Origin of the sequence: Pseudonocardia tropica, assembly GCF_040105315.1 — a bacterium.
In the GTDB taxonomy this organism is placed as follows: Bacteria; Actinomycetota; Actinomycetes; order Mycobacteriales; family Pseudonocardiaceae; genus Pseudonocardia; species Pseudonocardia alni.
The window spans coordinates 166,239-187,587 of the sequence record NZ_JBEDNP010000006.1 but is presented as its reverse complement, the minus strand read 5'-3'; the positions used below and the strand labels follow the sequence as shown (position 1 = coordinate 187,587).

Annotated in this window: 15 protein-coding genes and 1 pseudogene; 15 read left to right on the top strand and 1 reads right to left on the bottom strand. The window is 74.8% G+C overall.

What is annotated here, in order from left to right:
- The first annotated feature begins 188 nt into the window (after window positions 1-188).
- The 13 genes and pseudogenes from WHI96_RS12415 (at window position 189) to WHI96_RS12355 (ending at window position 17,668) form a co-directional block, all read left to right on the top strand.
- A complete protein-coding gene (locus WHI96_RS12415) occupies window positions 189-2,903 on the top strand; it encodes a Pls/PosA family non-ribosomal peptide synthetase (RefSeq protein ID WP_345648994.1) in 2,715 nt (904 codons plus the stop codon).
- Complete coding sequence (locus tag WHI96_RS12410) at window positions 2,900-5,443, top strand: non-ribosomal peptide synthetase (RefSeq protein ID WP_345648997.1); 2,544 nt, start codon at window positions 2,900-2,902, stop codon at window positions 5,441-5,443. Before WHI96_RS12415 ends, WHI96_RS12410 begins: the two co-directional genes overlap by 4 nt.
- 17 nt (window positions 5,444-5,460) lie before the next feature.
- A complete protein-coding gene (locus WHI96_RS12405) occupies window positions 5,461-6,438 on the top strand; it encodes a TauD/TfdA family dioxygenase (RefSeq protein WP_345649000.1) in 978 nt (325 codons plus the stop codon).
- A complete protein-coding gene (sbnB, locus tag WHI96_RS12400) occupies window positions 6,435-7,478 on the top strand; it encodes a 2,3-diaminopropionate biosynthesis protein SbnB (RefSeq protein WP_345649003.1) in 1,044 nt (347 codons plus the stop codon). The genes WHI96_RS12405 and sbnB overlap by 4 nt, the downstream gene beginning before the upstream one ends.
- A 31-nt stretch (window positions 7,479-7,509) precedes the next feature.
- Window positions 7,510-8,565, top strand: coding sequence for a 2,3-diaminopropionate biosynthesis protein SbnA (gene sbnA / locus WHI96_RS12395; RefSeq protein ID WP_345649005.1), 1,056 nt, complete (start codon window positions 7,510-7,512; stop codon window positions 8,563-8,565).
- Complete coding sequence (locus WHI96_RS12390) at window positions 8,565-11,126, top strand: hypothetical protein (protein WP_345649008.1); 2,562 nt, start codon at window positions 8,565-8,567, stop codon at window positions 11,124-11,126. The genes sbnA and WHI96_RS12390 overlap by 1 nt, the downstream gene beginning before the upstream one ends.
- Window positions 11,123-12,223, top strand: coding sequence for an FAD-dependent oxidoreductase (locus WHI96_RS12385; RefSeq protein ID WP_345649011.1), 1,101 nt, complete (start codon window positions 11,123-11,125; stop codon window positions 12,221-12,223). The genes WHI96_RS12390 and WHI96_RS12385 overlap by 4 nt, the downstream gene beginning before the upstream one ends.
- A gap of 785 nt (window positions 12,224-13,008) precedes the next feature.
- Window positions 13,009-14,352 carry a dicarboxylate/amino acid:cation symporter gene (locus WHI96_RS12380; protein ID WP_345649017.1) on the top strand — a complete coding sequence of 448 codons (1,344 nt, stop codon included), beginning with the start codon at window positions 13,009-13,011 and terminating at the stop codon, window positions 14,350-14,352.
- Window positions 14,353-14,524: 172 nt separating this feature from the next.
- Complete coding sequence (locus WHI96_RS12375; protein WP_432422458.1) at window positions 14,525-14,926, top strand: thiolase family protein; 402 nt, start codon at window positions 14,525-14,527, stop codon at window positions 14,924-14,926.
- A pseudogene (locus WHI96_RS27845) lies at window positions 14,863-15,030 on the top strand (acetyl-CoA C-acetyltransferase); the annotation flags it as partial. The gene WHI96_RS12375 and the pseudogene WHI96_RS27845, both read left to right, overlap by 64 nt.
- Window positions 15,031-15,064: 34 nt before the next feature.
- The gene (locus WHI96_RS12365) at window positions 15,065-15,826 is read left to right on the top strand and encodes a 3-hydroxyacyl-CoA dehydrogenase (protein ID WP_345649026.1); all 762 of its coding nucleotides are present in this window, start codon (window positions 15,065-15,067) and stop codon (window positions 15,824-15,826) included.
- A 28-nt stretch (window positions 15,827-15,854) separates the two neighbouring features.
- Entirely contained in the window at window positions 15,855-17,006 is a 1,152-nt protein-coding gene (locus WHI96_RS12360) for an acyl-CoA dehydrogenase family protein (protein WP_345649029.1), read from the top strand.
- 32 nt (window positions 17,007-17,038) lie between these two features.
- The gene (locus WHI96_RS12355) at window positions 17,039-17,668 is read left to right on the top strand and encodes a TetR/AcrR family transcriptional regulator (RefSeq protein ID WP_345649032.1); all 630 of its coding nucleotides are present in this window, start codon (window positions 17,039-17,041) and stop codon (window positions 17,666-17,668) included.
- 9 nt (window positions 17,669-17,677) lie between these two features.
- On the opposite strand, the gene WHI96_RS12350 is transcribed toward WHI96_RS12355, so the two are convergent.
- On the bottom strand, window positions 17,678-19,027 hold the full coding sequence (locus WHI96_RS12350) for a GGDEF domain-containing protein (protein WP_345649035.1): 1,350 nt from the start codon (window positions 19,025-19,027) through the stop codon (window positions 17,678-17,680).
- Window positions 19,028-19,707: 680 nt separating this feature from the next.
- On the opposite strand from WHI96_RS12350, the gene WHI96_RS12345 reads away from it, so the two are divergent.
- Both WHI96_RS12345 and WHI96_RS12340 read left to right on the top strand, forming a co-directional pair.
- On the top strand, window positions 19,708-21,090 hold the full coding sequence (locus WHI96_RS12345) for a lysine N(6)-hydroxylase/L-ornithine N(5)-oxygenase family protein (protein WP_345649038.1): 1,383 nt from the start codon (window positions 19,708-19,710) through the stop codon (window positions 21,088-21,090).
- 38 nt (window positions 21,091-21,128) lie between these two features.
- On the top strand, window positions 21,129-21,341 hold the full coding sequence (locus WHI96_RS12340; protein WP_345649041.1) for an MbtH family protein: 213 nt from the start codon (window positions 21,129-21,131) through the stop codon (window positions 21,339-21,341).
- Window positions 21,342-21,349 lie beyond the last annotated feature (8 nt).

The window sequence follows — 21,349 nt, the reverse complement described above, 5'->3', positions numbered from 1 at the left end:
GAATCGTGCCGGAGTGCCCCGAAACGGTGTTGATCGGTGGTCCGGGCGATCACGAAAAATAACTATGTAACGCGTTGGAAATGGTCGACGATTCTGCCCGTACACGTTCGTACTGCCGGGGGATGGCGATGGTGTCGAAAGACGGGGTGATGACCGCCGGGCCTGTGCGCGAACGGGAATCGCGCACCGTGTCCGAGGCGGAACACGCTGCCGTGGTCGCGTTCACCGCGATCATCGCGGAGCTGCTCGACGCGCCCGTGCGTCCGGACGACCACTTCTTCGTCGACGCCGGGGCCGACTCCATGGTCCTCGCCCGGTTCTGTGCGCGGGTCCGGCAGCGGCCCGACCTGCCGCACGTCGCGATGACCGACGTCTACGCCCACCCCACCGTGGCCGGGCTGGCCGCGGCGCTCGCCCCCTCGATCGCGCGCCCCGGACGCACCGTCGGCGACGTGCGCGAGGGCTACCGGGCGATCCTCGCCGAGCTGGTCGGCGCCGAGGTCGGGGTCGACGCCGACGTGTTCGCCGACCTCGGTGCCGACTCCATGACGATGACCCGGTTCTGCGCCCGGGTGCGCCGTCGCGACGACCTGCCCGACGTCGCGATGACCGACGTCTACGCCCACCCCACCGCCGCCGGGCTGGCCGACGCGCTCGCCGGGGACGCCGGCCCCGCGGACGCCGCGCCCGCGCCCGCCCGGCCGGTCCCGACCGGCTCCACCCGCGCCTACGTCCTGTGCGGCGCCGCCCAGCTCGTGACGTTCGTCGTGTTCACCCTCGCCTACGGCACCCTGCTCGGGGCCGTCTACCAGTGGATCGCGCTGGGCTCGGACCTGCTGAGCTTCTACCTGCGGTCGCTGGCCGCGGTCGCGGTGGCCTTCGCGGTGTTCACGGTGCTGCCGATCGCGGCGAAGTGGCTGCTCGTCGGCCGGTGGACCGAGCGCGAGATCCCGCTGTGGAGCGCCGCCTACTACCGGTTCTGGCTGGCCAGGACCCTGGTCCGGACCAACCCGCTGCTGCTGGTCGCGGCCGGCTCCCCGCTGCTGCCGCTCTACCTGCGGCTGCTCGGCGCCCGGATCGGGCCCGGCGTGGTCATGCTGGCGCGCACGATCCCGGCCTGCCCGGACCTGCTCACGATCGGCGCGAACACCGTGCTGCGCAAGGACTCGATCCTGTCCTGCTACCGCGCCGAGCCGGGCATCATCCGGACCGGCCGGGTCACGATCGGTGCCCGCGTCGTCGTCGGCGAGGCGTCGGTGATCGACATCGGGACCGAGATCGGCGACGGCGGACGGCTCGCCCACGCCTCCTCGCTGCACACCGGCCAGGTCGTCCCGGCCGGTGCGACCTGGTGGGGCACACCGGCCCGCCCGGGTGGCGGCGACCCCGGCGCCGGGGTCTCGGCGACGGTCGGCCGGGCCCGGCGCGCCGGCTACGCGACCAGCCAGCTCGGCTGGCTGCTGCTGGTCTGGCTGCCGCTGGGGACCGGCGTGCTCGACGCGGTGCTGGAGCGGATCCCGACCCTGGCCGCGGTGCTGGCCGCGGGGACCGCGGAGGTCCTGTCCGGGCAGATGTGGATCGACGCGGTCCTCACCACCACCTTCCTGCTCCTGGGCGGCATGGTGGTCGGGCTGTTCGGCGCCGCCGTCGTCGCGCGGGTGCTGTCGGCCGGGCTCACCGAGGGGCGTCCCTACCCGCTCTACGGCCTCCGGTACACGTTGCAGCGCACCGTGTTACGGATCACCAACATCAAGTTCTTCACCTATCTGTTCGGCGACAGCTCCTACATCGTCGATTACCTCCGGATCATCGGGCACGATCTCCGACGTACCCCGCAGACGGGAACGAATTTCGGTACGGCGGTGAAGCAGGAGACGCCGTACGCGAGCTCGATCGGAACCGGGACGATGGTCGCCGACGGCCTGTCCATCGTCAATGTCGACTATTCGGACACCGCATTCGTCGTGAACCGGACCCGGATCGGGTCGAACTCGTTCCTGGGCAACAGGATCGTCTACACCGCGGGCTCCCGGGTCGGCGACGACTGCCTGATCGCGACCAAGACGCTCGTCCCGACCGACGGCCCGGTGCGGACCGGGGTCGGGCTGCTCGGCTCGCCGCCGTTCGAGATCCCCCGCACCGTCGCCCGGGACGCGACGTTCGGGCACCTGCACACCGGGCTCGACCTGCACGACCGGCTCCGCGCCAAGAACCGCTACAACCGTCGGTCGATCGCGCTGGTCCTGGCGGTCCGCTGGGGAGCCCTGTTCGGGATCACGCTGCTCGCGTTCGTCGTCGCGGCCCTGATCGTGCCGCTCGGCCCGATCGCGGTCGGGGTGCAGCTGCTCGTGTCGCTGCTGTTCACGATGGCGTACTCGATCGCCGTCGAGCGGCTCACCGTCGCCGGGCGTCGCCGGCTGCGGCCCCGCTTCTGCTCGGTGTACGACCCGTACTTCTGGTGGCACGAGCGCTACTGGAAGCTCGTCGTGCAGGGCTGGGACCGGATGCTCGCCGGGACCCCCTTCAAGAACCTCGTCACCCGCGCGCTCGGCGTGCAGATCGGCCGCCGCGTCTTCGACGACGGCTGCGGCATGACCGACCGCACGCTCGTGCGCATCGGCGACGACGTCGTCCTCAACGCCGGGTCGGTGCTGCAGTGCCACTCGCAGGAGGACGGCACCTTCAAGTCCGACCACATCACCGTCGGCACCGGCGCCTGTCTCGACGTCGGGGCCTTCGTCCACTACGGCGCCGTCGTCGGCGACGCCGCCCGCATCGGCTGCGACGCCTTCCTCATGAAGGGCGAGGACGTCCCCGCCGGTGCCTTCTGGGAGGGGAACCCGGCCCGCGCCACGCCCCGGCCCGCCCCCACCCCGCTGTCGAACGGAGAGTCCGCACGATGACCGGCACGCTCGCCGACCCCACCACCACGACCACCCGTGAGTACTGGACCCGGGTGCTGCTCACCGGCGGGGCCACCCCGGCCCCGGCCTGGACCGGCACGCCCCGCCCCGGTACCGCCGTCCACACCGAGCCGATCCCGCGGGACGCGGTCGCCGCCGTCGCCGCGGTGACCGGCGTCGAGCCCGGCGCGGTGCTGCTCGCCGCGCACGCCGCCGTCCTCGCCGCCCTGTCCGGGGACACCGAGGTCACCGCCGGGGTCCCGGCGCACGCCGGAGCGGCCCCGCTGCCGGTGTCCCTCGACACCGCCCGCAGCTGGTCGGCGCTGGTCACCGCCGCCGCCGACGCCCTGGCCGGGCTGCGCGCCCACCCCGCCCCCGACCTGGGACGCCTCGCCGCCGAGCTCGGGACGGCGGTGCCCTCGTTCGGCACCGTGCTCGACCCGGGCGCCGACCTGCGCGGCACCGAGATCGCCCCCGGGGCGCTCGGCCGGACCGGGGACCGCGGCGACGACGCCGCCGGCGCGGCCCGCGCGGTCCCGTCCGACGCCGGGGTGCACGTCTCGGCGGCCGGGGGGACGCTGACCCTGGCCTACCGCCTCGACCTGCTCGACGTGACCGCCGCCGCCCGGATCGCCGGCTACCACGCCGCGGCCCTGGCGCTCGCCGCCGCCGACCCCGGCGCGCCCGTGCGCCCGTCGGCGCTGGTCGGGCGGGCCGAGCGCGACGCCCAGCTCGGCGACCTCGCCGGCCGGCCCCGGGACCTCCCCGACCGCCGCCCGCACGAGCTGCTCGCCGACCGCGCCGCCGCGGCCCCCGACGAGGTCGTCGCCGAGCACGCGGGCGTCACCCTCACCCGCGCCGAGCTGGAGGACCGCGCCGCCCGCGTCGCCACGACCCTGCTCGACGCCGGGCTGGCGCCCGAGGACGTCGTCGCCGTGGTGTGCGACCGCGACCTCGACTGGATGGTCGCGGTGCTCGCCGTCCTGCGCGCCGGCGGCGCCTACCTGCCGGTCGAGCCGCACTTCCCGGCCGATCGGATCGCCCGCACGCTCACCCGCGCCGGGTGCCGGATCGCGCTGACCACCGACGCCACCCGCGCCCACCTCGACGAGGCCGGCGTCGCGACGACGGTGCTGACCGTGCCGGACGCGGTCGCCGCCGCCGACGGCCCCGCACCCACCGCCGACGTCCCGGCCGACGGGCTCGCCTACCTGTACTTCACCTCCGGCTCCACCGGCGAGCCCAAGGGCGCGATGTGCGAGCACGCCGGGATGCTCAACCACCTGCTCGCCAAGATCGAGGACCTGGAGCTGGAGCCGGGCTGCGTGGTCGCCCAGACCGCGCCGCAGTGCTTCGACATCTCGCTGTGGCAGCTCGTCGCGGGTCCGCTCGCCGGCGGGCGCACCCTGCTCGTCGAGCAGGACGTGATCCTCGACGTCCGCCGCTTCGTCGACACCCTGGTGCGGTCCCGGGTCACCGTCGCCCAGCTCGTGCCCAGCTACCTCGAGGTCGTGCTGACCTACCTGGAGGAGCACCCCACGGCGCTGCCCGACCTGCGGATGGTCTCGGCCACCGGGGAGGCGCTCAAGACCGAGCTGGTGCAGCGCTGGTTCCGGGTGCTGCCAGGCGTCCCGCTGGTCAACGCCTACGGCCTGACCGAGACCTCCGACGACACCAACCACGCCGTGCTGCGCTCCGCGCCCGCGGACGGCCGGGTCCCGCTCGGTGCCCCGGTGCCCGGGGTGAAGGTCTACGTCGTCGACGCCGACCTGGCGCCGGTCCCGCTCGGCGCGCCCGGGGAGATCGTGTTCTCCGGGGTGTGCGTCGGCCGCGGCTACGTCAACGACCCCGACCGCACCGCGGCGGCGTTCGGCTCGGACCCGCACCGGCCCGGCGAGCGGCTCTACCGCAGCGGCGACCACGGCCGCTGGCGCCCCGACGGTCAGCTCGAGTTCCTCGGCCGGCGCGACAACCAGGTCAAGATCCGCGGGTTCCGGATCGAGATCGGCGAGATCGAGAACGCGCTGCTGGCGGTGCCCGGTGTCCGCGACGCCTGCGTCGTCGTCGCGACGACCGCGGGCGGGCCGCAGCTGGTCGCCTACCACGCCGGCGACGGCCCGGACGCGCCCGAGGTCCGAACCCGGCTGGCGCGCAGCCTGCCCGCCTACATGGTCCCGCCGACGGTCCACCGGCTCGACCCGCTGCCGGTCACCGCCAACGGCAAGATCGACCGCAAGACCCTCACCGCGCACGCGACCGCGGCCGCGGCGCAGGCCGCCGTCGCCGGGAGCGCGTCGGCCGGCCCGACCGGTGGCGAGCTCACCGCGGCCCAGCGCCGCGTCGTCGACGCCGTCACCCGCGTCCTCGACCTGCCCGCCGGATCGGTGGGCCCCGACGACGACTTCGCCGACCTAGGGGGCAGCTCGCTGTCCGCGGTGAAGCTCGTGATCGCGCTCGGCCGGGCCGTCACGGTCCGCCAGGTGCTCGACCGTCCCGTCCTCGCCGACCTCGCCGGGTTGCTCCCGGCCGACCGGCGCTGACCACCACAGGGGGAGACATGACCGGATCACTGCTCGGGGTGCGCCCGCACCCCGGACGACCGCCCGTCCTCGACGCGGGCCCGGGCGGCGATGCCGCCGGCTGGACCGAGCGCCACGGCGACGCGCTGCGTGACCTGCTCGACGACCACGGTGTCGTGCTGGTGCGCGGGCTCGGCCTGCGCACCGTCGCCGACGTCGCCGGTGTGGCCGCCCGGCTGGGGACCGGCAGCTACGTCGAGCGCGAGGCGATCGCCGCCCGGACCCTGCTGTCGGACGGCGTCTACTCGGCCACCCCGTGGCCCGCGCGCCAGCCGATGTGCGCCCACCACGAGCTGTCCTACGTCCTGGACACGCCCGCCACGCTGCTGTTCGCCTGCCTGCGTGCACCCGAGACCGGCGGCGCGGCGCCGCTGGTCGACACCAGCCGGGTCGCGGCGGACCTGCCGCCCGCACTCGTCGACCGCGTCGAGCGCGAGGGCTGGATCCTCACCCGCTCCTACGGTGACGACATCGGCGCGTCCTGGGAGCAGGCGTTCGGCACCGCCGACCGCGACGCCGTCGAGCGCTACTGCCGGGCCAACGCCATCGACACGGTCTGGACGCCCGACGGCGGGCTGCGCACCCGCCAGCGCCGGCACGGCGTGCTGATGCACCCGGTCACCGGGCAGCGGGTCTGGTTCAACCAGATCGCGTTCCTGTCGGAGTTCGCGATGGACCCCGAGGTCCGCGAGTTCCTGCTGGAGATGCACGGCCCGGACGGGCTGCCGTTCAGCACCCGCTTCGGCGACGGCTCCCCGGTGCCGGAGGCGGTCGTCGACGAGATCAACGCCGCGCACGACCGGCACGCCGTCCGCGAGCCCTGGCAGGACGGCGACCTGCTGGTCGTGGACAACCTGCGGTTCGCCCACGGCCGCGACCCCTACACCGGTGACCGACACGTCGTCGTCGCCATGACCGACGGCGTCGCCGTCCCCGCCTTCGAGGGAGCCCGATGAACGCCCCGGCCGAGTCTGTCCCCGCCTTCTCCGTGATCTCCGGCGCCCAGGTGGCGCGGGCGCTCGGCGGGCGGGAGAAGGAGCTCGTCGAGCTCGTCGAGGACACCTACCGGGTGCACGGTGCCGGCGCGACGTTGAACCCGCCGTCGTACTTCCTGCGGTTCCCCGACCGGCCGTCGTCGCGGATCATCGCGCTGCCCGCGTCGCTGGGCGGCACCGGTGGCGACACCGGCGTCGACGGCATCAAGTGGATCTCCAGCTTCCCGGAGAACGTCGCCCGCGGCGTCCCCCGGGCCTCGGCGGTGCTGATCCTCAACGACCCCCGCACCGGCTACCCGTACGCCTGCCTGGAGAGCTCGATCATCTCCGCGACGCGCACCGCGGCGTCGGCGGCCTCGGCGGCCGACCGGCTGTCGCGCGACGGGGCCCGCCCGCGTCGCGTCGGGTTCGTCGGGACCGGGCTGATCGCCCGCTACATCCACCAGTTCCTGGTCGGCACCGGCTGGACCTTCGACGAGGTCGGCGTGTTCGACCTCTCCGCGGACTCCGCCGAGGGGTTCCGGGGCCACGTCGAGCGCACCGCGCCGGGCGAGGTCCGGATCCACGACTCCGCCGAGTCGCTGGTCCGCGGCAGCGACCTGGTGATCTTCGCGACCGTCGCGGGCACCCCGCACGTGCACGACCCCGCCTGGTTCGACCACCACCCGCTGGTGCTCAACGTGTCGCTGCGCGACCTGTCCGCGGACATCGTGCTCAGCGCCTTCAACGTCCTCGACGACGTCGAGCACTGCCTCAAGGCCGACACCTCCCCGCACCTGGCCGAGCAGGCCACCGGGAACCGCGACTTCGTCGACGGGACCCTGGACCGGGTGCTCGACGGCACGCTGGCCGTCCCCACCGACCGCACGGTCGTGTTCTCCCCGTTCGGCCTCGGGGTCCTCGACCTCGCCGTCGGACGGTTCGTCCACGCCGAGGTCGCCCGCGCCGGCGAGCTGCACACCGTCGACGACTTCTTCCACGAGCTGAGCCGGCACGGCTGAGCCGCCACCACTGGTACACGAGGGGTCGACGATGACCGTCATCTCCGCACCCGAAGACTTCAACACCGACGACCTGTACGTCGACCTGACCGGGGTCCTCGGACTGTCGCTCTACCTCAAGTGCGAGGGCTTCAACTTCGCAGGATCGGTCAAGCTCAAGGCCGCACTCGGCATGGTCACCGACGCCGAGCGACGCGGCCTGCTGCGCCGCGGATCGGTGCTCGTGGAGTCCTCCTCGGGCAACCTCGGCGTCGCGCTCGCCATGATCGCGGCGAGCCGGGGCTACCGGTTCGTCTGCGTCACCGACCCGCGCTGCAACCCGGCGACGCACCGGCTGATGGAGGCGCTCGGCGCCGAGGTCCGCGTCGTCGACACCCCGGACGCGGCCGGTGGCTTCCTCGCCACCCGGATCGCGCTGGTCCGCTCGCTGGTCGCCGGCGACGACCGCTACGTCTGGCTCAACCAGTACGCCAACCCGGAGAACCAGGGCTCGCACCTGGTCACCACCGGGCCGGAGATCGAGGCGGCGTTCCCGCAGCTCGACGTGGTCTTCGTCGGCGCGGGCACGACCGGCACGCTGATGGGCTGCGCCCGCTACTTCCGGTCCCGGCCGCGGCCGGTCCGGGTGGTCGCGGTCGACGCGGCCGGGTCGGTCACCTTCGGCGACCGGCCGACACCCCGGATGATCCCGGGTCTGGGCACCAGCGTCCGACCGGAGGCACTCGACGAGTCCTACATCGACGACGTCGTGCACGTCGCCGAGCCCGACACGCTCGAGGCGTGCCACGCCCTGGCCCGCCGCGGGTTCCTGTTCGGCGGGTCGACGGGCACCGTCGTCGCGGGGGCCGCGGACTGGCTGCGCCGCCACGGCGACGCGACGACCACGGCCGTCGCGCTCGCCCCGGACCTGGGGGAGCGCTACCTCGACACGGTCTACCGGCCGTCGTGGCTCGCCGAGCACTTCGGCCCCGAGACGGCGGCCGGGATGCCGCAGCCGCGGGAGGCCACGATCACCGAGGTCACGCCCGCCGGTGTGGTCACCGAGATCCTGCCCGGCGGCCCGGCCCTGGTCGCGGGGTCCCGCTGATGGCCCGCACCAGGACCCCGCGGGCCCCGCTGGTCCCGCCGCGGCGCGAGGCACCGGCGGAGACGGCGCCCGGGCCGTCGCGGCCGACGCCCTACCGCCGGGAGAACGTGTCGCAGGAGCCGGCCGGCGGTGCCCCGGGTGCCGTCGACGACGCCTCCGCGACGACGGCGCTGCCTGCGGTCACCCCGTCGTCGACCGGTGGGGGGCCGGTCCCGGCGCGCAACGCCGGGACGGCGGCCCCGCCGCAGCAGGGCGGGGCGTCGGCCCTGCCGTCGTCCGGTGCGGCGCCGGCCCGGGGCGACGAGCGCGTCCCGGTGCGCGACGCCGACCCGGCGTCGCCCGGTACCGGTGCCACCGAGCTGTCGCGCTCCGCCGAGCTGTCGCACTCCGCCGAGCCGTCGCGGTCCGCGGAGCCGTCGCGCTCCGGCATGCCGGAGCGGGCCCGGTCGCGGCGGCGGGGGCTGCTGCCGCCGCCGGGCGCGGTGACCCGGGTCGAGCCCGCCGCGTCGTCGACGGGTCCGGGTACCGCGGACGGTTCCGGTACTCCCGGTGCTCCCGGTGCTTCCGGTGCTTCCGGGGTGGAGGACACCGTGCAGACGCGACCGCGTGCCGGGGCCGACCCGCGCAACGGCACCGACGCGCAGCACGGGACCGGGTCGCGCACCGCGGCCGGGGCACGCACCGGAGCCGAGACACGCAACGGCACCGACGCACGCAACGGCACCGACGCACGCAACGGCACCGACGCACGCGCCGGGGCCGCGCCGCGCGCCGGGGCCCACCGCACCGCGACCCCGACGTCGCTGCCGACCTCACCCCGTACCGGCACCCCGGCCGCGCCCGCGGCCCCGAGATCCGCCGCCGGGGCGACCGAGAGCCCCACCCCGGCCACCGCCCCGGCCCCGATGAACGGCGCGAACGGCGTGAGCAGGGCGCACGGCGCGGTCTCGGCCACGACGCCCGTCGGGTCGTCGGCGGTCACGGGGACGGCGCCGGTCACCGGCCCGTCGACTCTGCCCACCCGGTCCGCACCGCCGGGCGCGCCGGCACCGACGGCACCGTCCCGCCCGGCCCCGGCCACCTCGGCGATCCCGCGGGTGCCGCCGACCTCGTCCGTGCCCACCCGGGCACCGGCCCCGCCGCGGTCCCCGGTCGCACCCCCGCGCCCGGCCCCGACGGGGTCGGCACCGGCGCTGCCGGCCGGGTTCGACGGTCCGGCCCCACCCGTGGCACCCCGGCCGGACCGGACCGCGGCACCGGCCCCGTCGTCCACCCCCGCGGCCGCACCCACCCCGGCCCCGACGCCGGCACCGGTGCCGGGGCCGTCCCGGGCGGACCGCAACGGACCCCTGACGGAGATCGGCGCGACCCTGCGCCGTCGCCGCGCCCCCGTCACCGGCGCCGTGCTGCTCGCGGCCGCGGGCGCCGCGGGCCTGGCCGTGCTCTTCCCACCCCCCACCGTCGCGACGACGTCGGTGCAGGTCGGCTCGGTCGGCACCGCCGACCCCGGGCCCGCCACCACCCGCGCGCTCGCCGCGGCCGGCAGCGCCGCCTTCACCGACCGCGTCGCCCAGCTGACCGGCAGCACCGTCACCGACGTCGCCGGGCGCCTCGTGCTCACCGCACCCGAGCCGGGCGTGGTCGCCGTCCGCGCCACCGGCACCGACGACGCGACCGCCACCGCGCTGGCCGGTGACGCGGTCACCGCGCTGCGCGAGCGCATCGGCGCCCTCGACGCCGCCGTCACCACCGGCGGCACCCAGCCGCTGCGCGCCGAGATCGACCGGCGCGCCGCCGACGCCCGGGCCACCGGTGACTCGGGCACCACCGGGACCGACCCGGTCGCCGAGCAGCTCGGCCGGACGCTGGCCGACCGGACCGGGCAGGTCACCGTCGTCGTCGACGGGCCGGATCCGGTCGTCGCGCCGGAGGTCCCGACCGCGTGGTGGGTCGGCGGAGCGACCGGGATCGGTGCCGGTGCGGCGCTGCTGCTGGCCGGTCTCGGGGTGCCCGCGGTCCGCCGCGGCCGCGGGCTGCTGCCCGAGGCCCACCCCGAGGACCGGCTCCGGGCCCGGCTCGACGTGCCGGTGCTCGCCCCGGGCACCGCCCCGGACGCGGTGCCCCGCCTGGCCGGTGCCTACCGCGACCTGCTGCGCCACGTCGACTGCCTCACGGTCGTCCAGCTGACCCGCGAGCCCGCCTGCGACGTCGCGTCCGAGCTGGTCAAGGCGGCCGCACTGGTGGGGGACCGGCGCGAGTACCGCGACCTCACCCCCGGCGCCCCGGCGACGACCGTCGCCCCCGGGACGCCGGTGGTGCGGGCCCTGCGCGTCCCGCGGCTCGCGCACGAGGACCTGCGCAGCGTGCGCGACGGCGGGCCGAGCGTGCTCGTCGTCGAGACCGCCGCGACGACCACCGAGGACGTCGTGACGGCCGTCGCCGCGCTGCGGGCGGTCGGCGCGCCGCCGCTGCTCTGCCTGGTCTGGCCGGGACGCCTGCCCCGGGACCCGGCCCGCGTGCCGCTGCCCGCGGACGCCCGGATCCGGTCGCAGCACCCGTGAGACGGGGCGGGTCGGTCGAGTGCGCCGTCGTCGGGCTGGGTGTGCTCGGCGCGGCGTCGCTGCTCGCGCTGGCCCGCGCCGGGGTGTCCTGCGTCGGGCTGGAGTCCGGGCGCGTCGGCCACCCCGACGGCGGCTCCGGCGGCGAGACGCGGATCTTCCGCACCGCCGTCGCGACCGGGCCGGACCACGTCCGCCTGCTCGACCGCAGCCGTGAGCTCTGGACCGGGCTGCCCGCCGCCCCGTTCACCGCCTGCGGCGCGCTCACCCTCGGCGCGCGCGACGACCCGCGGGTCCGGGCGGTCGCGCTGCCGGGCCGGACCATCGTGCTCGACGCGGCCGCGGCGGCCGTGCGCTGGCCCGCGCACCTGCTCGGCGCGGACGAGGTCGCCGTGCTCGACCCGGGCGGCGGGCTGCTCGACGCCGGCACCGCCACCCGCGGGCTCGTCGCGGAGGCCCGCCGGGCCGGGGCGGCCGTCCGGGAGGGCGTCACCGTCGTCGGCATCGGCAGGCGGCGCGGGCGCGTCGTGCTGCACACCGTCGACGGCGAGACCGTCGCCGACAGCGTCGTGGTCGCCACCGGCCACGGCGCCGGTCTCGTCCCGGACGCCACCGGGATCGAGCAGCGCCGCGTCGTGCTGAGCTGGTTCGGGGTGCGTGACCCCGCCCGGTTCGCGCCCGCGGTCTTCCCACCCGGGATCCACACCGCGGCACCGGTGCACACGTTCTTCCCCGCCGTCGGCGGCGCCACCGTCAAGATCAACCACCAGCAGCCGCAGCCCCGCGTCCACTCGCCGGTCGACCACCACCCGTGGGTCGAGGCCGGTTACACCCGGGACTGGGCCGGTGCGGTCGCCGCCCGCCTCGCCGGCATGTCCGACCGGCCCGCCCGGCTGGAGTCCTACGTCGAGGGCTACACCCCGACCCGCCGCGGCATCGTCGCGCTCGCCCCGGGGGAGCCGCGCACCGTCGTGCTCGGCGGGTTCTCTGGCCAGGGCTTCAAGTACGCCCCGGCCGTCGGCGAGCTCGTCGCCGACCTGGTGCGGACCGGCCGGTCCGGGTCGCCGGCGTTCGCCCCGGCGCTCGCGGTCGGGGGCTGAACGGCCCGCTGTCCCGGACCGACCCCGGGGGCGATCGTGGGTGCCGTGCGAGCGCGGCCGATCTGCCGTGCCGACCTCGACCTCCTGCTCCACGACCGGCTGCGGGTGGTCGAGCTCTGCGACCGCCGGCGCTACGCCGAGCACGACCGCGACACCGTCGACGCCGTCGTCGACCTCGCCGCGCAGGTCGCGACCGAGTACGTCGCGCCGCACCGCAGGCGGGGCCGCGACGGTGACCGTACGACGGCGAGCGCGCCGCCGCGCGCCGCCCCGCGCCCCCCACGGAGTGCAGCTGGACCTGCGCGCGTCGCCGGACCGGACGACCGTCGACGTCCGCGGTGCCGGGCTCTGACCCGCGGGCACGTCAGGCACGTCGCGCACCGTCCGCCCGGCACCGGCTGCCCGCCCCGTGGCGCGCGGAACCCGCGGTCCCGGGCCACCGCCCGCGGTTTTCGGCCGGCTCGACCCACCGCACCGCCCAGCCGGACGAACGGATGATCGCGACAACGTCGGCCTGTGCCTCGGCCGGGTCTTCCCGTTGCAGCTCTCGCACATCGCGTCTCCTCCTCGGAACTCGAACACGTGTGCGAACAGTGGCACGGGCCACCGACATCGCCGGACCTCCGGGGAAGGCGTCGGACACCGGCGGCGTTGGAGTCACCTGTGCGGGGGACAGGGGTGCGTCTGGTGCGCCGACGGGTGATCGACCTGTGCCGTCGTGCTGTGACGGGCTGTCCGGGCCGACCGTCGCCCGCACCCGTACCGCACCTCCCTGGGGGAACCCCGTGTCACTCGTCGTCCGTGCCGCGCGCGCCTGGCAGCGCCCGCGCGTGTTCGCACTGCTCACCGTCGCCGGGCTCGTGCTCGGCGCCCTGCTCGGGCTGACCGCCCGGGTCACCGGCTCCGCCGGGCTGGCGTCCACGCTGGACACCGTCGGCGGCCTGTTCACCGGCCTGCTGCAGTTCACCGTCACACCGCTGGTGTTCCTGGCGATCGTCGTCGGCATCGTCAGCCTGCGCGACCTCGGCGGCGGCCGCACGGCGGCCCGGCTGGGCGGGCGCACCGTCGCGTGGTTCGCCGGGACGTCCCTGGTCGCGGTGCTGATCGGCATCACGATCGGGCTGATCGGGCGGCCCGGCGAGGGCGTCACGATCGCCGCCGACCCGGCCGACGTCGAGGCCGTCGGCGCGAAGACCGCGGGCTCGTGGGCGGCGCTGCTGTCCAACCTCGTCCCGGACAACCCGGTCGCCGCGTTCGCCGCGGACGACGTGCTGCAGGTCGTCGTCGCGGCGCTGCTGGTCGGCGCCGCCGCCTACGCGCTGGGGGAGAGGGCCGAGCCGTTCGTCGCGTTCTCCCGCTCCGCCCTCGAGATCGTCCTGACGGTCATCCGCTGGGTCGTCGTGCTCGCCCCGATCGGGGTGCTCGGCCTGATCGGCAACGCGTTCGCCACCTACGGCAGCGGTGTCGTCGGGTCCCTGGCCGGGCTGATCGTCACCGTCTACCTGGGCTGCGCGATCGTCCTGTTCGGCGTCTACCCGCTGCTGCTGAAGGTCGTGGCCGGCATCGGGCCGCGCCGATTCTTCGGCACGACCTGGCCGGTGCTGCAGTTCGCCTTCGTGTCCCGCTCGTCCGGTGCCGCCCTGCCGATGTCCCGGCAGGCCGCGATCGACCTCGGCGTGGACCGCAGCTACGCCGGGTTCGCCGTCCCGCTGGCCACCACCACCAAGATGGACGGCTGCGCCGCCGTCTACCCGGCGCTGGCGACGATCTTCATCGCGCACGTGTCCGGGGTGCAGCTCGCGGCGTGGCAGTACCTGGTGATCGTCGCCGTCGCCGTGTTCGGGGCGCTGGCCACCGCCGGGACGACCGGCTGGTTCACCATGTTGACGCTGACCCTCGCCGCGGTCGGGATGCCGCCCGCCGTGATCGCGGCCGGGATCGCGGTCGTGATCGGCATCGACCCGATCCTCGACATGATGCGCACCGCCACCAACGTCGCCGGGCAGATCACCGTGCCGACGCTCGTCGCGGCGCAGGAGGGGATCCTCGGGCGCGACGACGCCGATCCCGCCGACACCGCGTCCGTCGAGGGTGCGACGGCCGACGGGGTGTCGGCCACCTCCGCCTGACCCCGGTCGCGCACCGGCCCGACGTGCCCGCGCCCGCGCCGCCGGTCCGGGATCGATCAGTACCTCGGCGCTGTCGGGACGCGCTCCGGCCGCGCTGAGGTACTGATCGACAGGGGTCGGGTGCGCCGGTCGGGGAGTTCGGTGGTCGGCGTGACCCGGGTCGCACCGGCTTGTGGCAGTCAACACTGACTGTTTCCTGCTACCGTCGCGGCGAGTCGACGGCGCCGTCCCAGGCGCCGTCCGCCGTCGCGAAGGAGCGGACACCGTGCGAGACGCAGTCATCGTCGAGGTCGTACGCAGCCCGGTCGGCGAGCGCGAGGGCGGCCGGGCGGACGTCCGCCCGACCGATCTGTCCGCACACCTGCCGCGCAGCCTGGTGGAGCGGTCCGGTGTGGACCCGGCCCACCTCGGCGACGTCATCCGGGGCTGCGTGTCCCAGGTCGGCGGGCAGACCTTCGACCTCGGCCGCGACGCGGCGCCGGCCGCCGGGTTCCCCGGGTCCGAGCCGCCCACCCCCACGGCGGCGCGATCGCGCTCGGCCGTCTGCTGGGCGGTTCCGGTGCGCGGATCATGACCACTCTGGTCCACCCCATGCGCGACAACGGCATCCGCTACGGCCCGCAGACCATGTGCGAGGGCGGCGGCCGGGCCGACGCCACCATCCGCGAGCTCCGCTGACCCTTGCTCCCACCCGGAAGGAAACAGTCAGAACATGGACATCAACGGTTCCGTCGCCGTCGTCACCGGCGGTGCGTCCGGCCTGGGCCTCGCCACCACCGAGAAGTTCGTGGAGCTCGCCGCCAAGGTCCTGATCATCGACCTGCCGTCGTCGCAGGGCGAGGCCGTCGCCGACAAGCTGGGCGAGAACGTCCGCTTCGTCGCCGCCGACGTCACGAACGAGGAGCAGGTCTCGGCCGCCCTCGACGCCGCCGAGGAGCTCGGCACCGTCCGTGTCGCGGTCAACTGCGCCGGCATCGGCAACGGCATCAGGACCTACGGCAAGACCGGCCCGTTCCCGCTGGCGGACTTCACCAAGGTCGTCACCGTGAACCTGATCGGCACGTTCAACGTGATCCGGCTGGCGGCCGAGCGCATCGCCGAGGCCGAGCACGTCGACGGCGACCGCGGCGTCATCATCAACACCGCCTCGGTGGCGGCGTTCGAGGGCCAGATCGGGCAGGCGGCCTACTCGGCGTCCAAGGGCGGCATCGTCGGCATGACCCTGCCGATCGCCCGTGACCTGGCGAGCATCGGCATCCGGGTGAACACCATCGCCCCCGGTCTGTTCGAGACCCCGCTGCTGGCCGGGCTGCCCGAGGACGTCAAGACCTCGCTGGGCACGCAGGTCCCGCACCCGTCGCGCCTGGGCCGGCCCGCCGAGTACGGCAAGCTCGCCGCCCACATCGTCGAGAACCCGATGCTCAACGGCGAGACGATCCGCCTCGACGGCGCGATCCGCATGCAGCCGCGCTGACCACGACCATCCGAGGGGAGGCGGCGCCGTGAAGCGCACGCTCTACGAATCCGACCACGAGGACTTCCGGCAGGCGTTCCGCGCCTTCGTCGAGAAGGAGATCGTCCCGCACGAGGCGCGGTGGGAACGTGACGGCGCCGTCGCGCGGGAGCTGTTCACCACCGCCGGTGCGAACGGCTTCCTGGGCATCGACGCGCCGGAGGAGTTCGGCGGCGGCGGGGTCGAGGACTTCCGCTTCAACGCCGTCATCAGCGAGGAGCTGCTGCGCGTCGGCGCCGCCGGGTCCGGCCTCGGCCTGACCCTGCACAACGACATCGTGCTGCCCTACCTGCTCACCTACTGCACCGAGGAGCAGAAGCAGCGCTGGCTGCCGGGCGTCGTCAGCGGCGCGACGATCCTCGCCATCGCCATGACCGAGCCGGGCATCGGCTCGGACCTGGCGTCGATGTCGACGACCGCGATCCGCGACGGCGACCACTACGTCGTCAACGGCGCGAAGACCTTCATCACCAACGGGATCAACGCCGACCTGATCGTCGTCGCGGTGAAGACCGACCCCTCGCAGAAGCACAAGGGCATGAGCCTGCTCGTGCTCGAGCGCGGGATGGCGGGCTTCGAGCGGGGCCGCAACCTCGACAAGCTGGGGATGCACGCCCAGGACACCGCGGAGCTGTCGTTCACCGACGTGAAGGTCCCGGTGGGGAACCTCCTCGGGCCCGAGGAGGGGAAGGGGTTCGTCCAGCTGGTCGAGAAGCTGCCCCGGGAGCGGCTGTCGATCGCGATCGCCGGTGCCGCGGCGGCCCGGGCGGTGCTGAACGACACCCTGGCCTACGTCAAGGAGCGCAAGGCCTTCGGATCGCCGGTGGGCTCGTTCCAGAACTCCAGGTTCGCCCTCGCCGAGATGGACACCGAGATCGACCTCGCCGAGCACTACGTCGACGACTGCGTCCGCGCCCTCGACGCGGGCGAGCTCACCGCCGTCGACGCCTCGAAGGCGAAGTACTGGTGCACCGAGCTGCAGGGCCGGGTCGCCGACCGCTGCCTGCAGCTGCACGGCGGCTACGGCTACATGAGCGAGTACCCGGTCTCCAAGGCCTACGCCGACGCCCGCGTCACCCGGATCTACGGCGGCACCACCGAGATCATGAAGGAGGTGATCGGCCGGGGTCTGGGACTCTGAGCCGATGACCGACAGGCGATCATGAGCACATCATGAACACCGAACGCACCCCGGTAGTCAGGAGCCGGGCGCAGCGGTCCTCGGACAGCCGCGCCCGGATCCTGGACGCCGCCGTCGCCTGCCTCATCGACGGCGGCTACTCCGGATCCACGACCCTGACCATCCAGTCGGCCGCCGACGTGTCGCGCGGCCGGCTGCTGCACCACTTCCCCAGCCGGGACCGGCTGCTGGTCGCGGCGGCACAGCACCTCGCGGTCAAACGTGTCGCCGACACCGAGGAACGCGTACGCCGGGTGCTCGAGGCCGACCAGGTCGGCCCGTTCGAACGTGCCGACCGCGTCATCGAGCTGCTGTGGGAGAGCTTCTCCGAGCCGCACTTCTGGGCGGCGGTGGAGCTGTGGACCGCGGCCCGGTCCCACTCCGAGATCGCCGAGGCGCTGCGCCCCGAGGAGAAGCGGCTCGGTGCGGCGATCCGCGCGTCGATGGCCCGCATGTTCGGTGACGAGCTGGCGGGCCGCACGCGGTTCAAGCAGCTGCGCGACCTGTTGCTCACCTCGATGCGGGGGACCGCGCTGACCTACACCTTCGACCCGCGCGACCCCGCGGGCGACGCGATGCTGCCCCAGTGGAAGGACCTGGCGCGGGTGCTGCTCGGGCCCTGATCCGGCGTCTCAGGTGCCGTAGCTCAGCCCGAACGGCGGCGTCGAGCCCTCGGCGACGACCGGCGGTGCCGGGCGCCGGACCGCGACCCGGTCGCGGCCCGCGTGCTTGGCCTCGTAGAGCGCGGCGTCCGCGGCGGCCAGCAGGCCGTCGAGGTCCGTGCCGTGGTCGGGCGTCGTCGCGACCCCGACCGACACCGACATCCCGGTGACCCGCCCGGCGGTCGCGGTGTCGACCTGCAGTGCGCGCACACCCCGCCGGATCCGCTCGGCGACCTCGCGGGCGCGGTCGGCCGGGGTGTCGTCGGCGCGCATCCCGCCGAGCGTGACCACGAACTCCTCACCGCCGAACCGGCCGGCCAGATCCTGGTCACGGACCTCGACGGTGAGGACGTCGGCGACGGCCTGGAGCACGTCGTCGCCCGCCAGGTGGCCGTGCCGGTCGTTGACCGCCTTGAAGTGGTCGAGGTCGACGATCAGCACGGCGGCGGCGCGGTCGGTACGCGTGTCGCGCTCCAGCATCTGACGGCTGCGCCAGCGCCACGCCGCCGGGTTGAGCAGCCCGGTCTTGGCGTCGGTGTCGACCTGTGCCTCGAGCTGGCGCACCAGGGTGGTCTGCTCGACGACGAGCAGCGGCAGCACCGCGAGCAACGCGAACCAGGGGGAGGAGTCGGCGAGCACGACCGCGACCAGCCCACCGATCGACAGCGTCGCCAGCTCCAGGCCGATGTCGCCGCCCAGCAGGATCGCGAGGAACCGCGAGCCCGGTGCGGTCAGCCGCAGCACCGACACGACCAGCAGCGTGTTCACCGCGGTGTAGACGACCAGCGCGCCCAGCACCAGCGCCGCGTTCTGCGGGGCCGCGAGCGACCCGGCCCGGCCGTCGACCAGCGCGAGCAGCCCCGCGACGGCGTGCACGGCGAGCAGCACGGTGGCGGCGCTGTAGACCTGGCGGTGCGGCGGCGTGCCGCTCGGGCGGGCCACCCGCAGGTAGAGGTGCAGGTAGATGAGGACGACGACGACCGTCGCGAGCCCCGGCGGCAGCAGCAGCGCGGCCGCGAAGGTCCACACCGAGGTCATGTTGATGTAGCGGGTCGCGGCGATGCGGCGCCGCAGGCGCTCGGCGTTGACCGACAGCTCGGTGTGCACCGCGGCCATCAGCACCAGCAGCCCGCAGAGCAGTACCCCGGCCCGCGCCGGCGGGGCCCCGGCGAGCAGCCCCCCGACGACCGCGGCCACCGCGGCGGCCTCCACGACCAGGACCAGCAGCAGCGGGCGCACCGGCAGGCCGGGCAGCGACCGGGCGTCCGGCGCACGACGGCGGCGCCCGGCCGGGCGCGGTGCCACCGGGCCAGAGGTCACGTCGCCTGCCTGTTCGTCGGCTGCGTCAGCGGGATGGACCGAGGCTACCCGCGGGTAAGGCAAGCCTCGGCCGTCCGCGCCCCGGTGGCCGGAATCCGCGCCGAACGGCCCGGAACCGACGACGAACGCCTCAGGGATTCGTCAAATCGTGACGGAGCGTTGTCCGTCGCTTACTCTGGCCATGTCATCACTCGATCGTGGAGCACGCCGTACGTCCTCACGTGCGGAGCGCGACGGCGTCCGTTCCGGGACGGGGAGAAGCACTCCGGTCGAGGGGGGATCGCTCGTGCGCAACTGGGACTGGTGAACCGTCATCGGTGCCGCGCGGGACGCCGGTCGTCCTGCGCGGCGCCGCCGTCCTGCGCGGCGCCGCCGTTCCGCGCCGTGGCCCGGCCGGGTGTCACCGGCCGGCGCGCTCACGCGCCGGGCTGCCGGAGAGGCCCTCTCGTCAGATCTGATGACGCGCGGACGGGGCATGCGTCACCCTCGTGCAGTGGTGCGTGCACCGTTGCGCTCTGTACTCCCAATGGGTGACACATGCGTCACGTCACGGCGCTGACCAGCGCGGAAGGCCCTCTGCGGCCGGGCCCCGGCGATCACCCCCTAGGCGGGACATCCACCTTCGTGTTGCAGTTAGCCTCGCCTTATCTGAGGCGTGCCGAAGCAACGAAAGGACCGTGATGGCGAACCCCGCGAACGCGAACCCCCACTCCACCCCGGAGGTACTCGACGTGGTGGGGATCGGGTTCGGGCCGTCGAACCTCGGCATCGCCATCGCCCTGCTCGAGCACAACGCGACGGTCCCGGCCGACGCGCGGGTGAGCGCCCGGTTCGTCGAGCGCCAGGAGCGGTTCGGCTGGCACCGCGGGATGCTGCTCGAGGACGCGACCATGCAGGTCTCGCACCTCAAGGACCTGGTCACGCTGCGGAACCCGACCAGCGGCTTCTCCTTCCTGTCCTACCTCCACGACCGGGACCGGCTCGCCGACTTCATCAACTACGGCTCGTCGTTCCCGACCCGCCGCGAGTTCCACGACTACCTGGAGTGGGCCGCGGCGCGGGTGGGGGAGATCGGCGCGGCCGCCGGGTCGGCGGTGACCGTCGGCTACGGCAGCGAGGTCGTCGAGATCGAGCCGGTCCGCGGCGGGAACGGCGTGGAGCTCGTCGACGTCGTCGTCCGGACCGGGGACCGGGTGGAGCGTCTGCGCGCCCGCAACGTCGTCCTCGCCTGTGGGCTCACCCCGGTCCTGCCGCGCGGGATCACCGTGGGGGGCCGCGTCTGGCACAACCGCGACCTGCTGTTCCGCACCCGCGAGCTCGCCGGGACCGAGCCGACCCGCTTCGCCGTCGTCGGCGCCGGACAGAGCGCCGCGGAGACCGTCGAGCACCTGCACCGCAGCTTCCCGACCGCCGAGGTGCACGCGGTGTTCGCCCGCTACGGCTACAGCCCCGCCGACGACACCTCCTTCGCCAACCGGATCTTCGACCCGGCCGCCGTCGACGACTTCTACACCGCGCCGGACGAGGTCAAGGACCGCATCCTCGGTTACCACGCGAACACCAACTACTCGGTGGTCGACCCGGAGCTCATCGAGGGCCTCTACCGGACCCACTACCACGAGCGGGTCGCCGGGACCGAGCGTCTGCGCTTCCGCAACGTGTCCCGGGTGGCCGACGTCGTCGACGTCGGGGACCGGGTGGAGCTGGCCGTCGAGTCGCTGATCGACGGCTCGCGCGAGGTCATCACCGCCGACGCCGTCGTCTACGCGACCGGCTACCGCCCCGCCGACCCGCTGTGGCTGCTGTCCGGCGGCCTCGACGAGGCCTGCGCCCGCGACGCCCGCGGCCGGCTCGACGTGCACCGCGACTACCGGCTCGGCACCACCGCACTCGCCGACGGCACCGCGGTGCGGGCCGGCTTCTACCTGCAGGGACCGACCGAGCACACGCACGGCATCACCTCGACCCTGCTGTCCAACATCGCGGTCCGGTCCGGCGAGGTCGTCGCCTCGCTGACCGGCGCCCCCGTGCCGTCGCCGGCGCCGACGCCCGTCGTCGTCTGAGCGCGACCCCACCCGTTCCGCCGATCCCAGGGAGAGCCATGTCCACGAACCCCTTCGACGACCCCGAGGGCAGCTTCTACGCGCTGGTCAACGAGGAGGGCCAGTACTCGCTGTGGCCCGCGTTCGCCGAGGTCCCCGCCGGCTGGACCGTCGAGCACGGCCCGGCCGACAAGCCGTCGTGCCTGTCCTTCGTCGAGACGCACTGGACCGACCTGCGACCGCGCAGCCTGCGCGAACGCGCCGCCGGCTGACCCGTCCC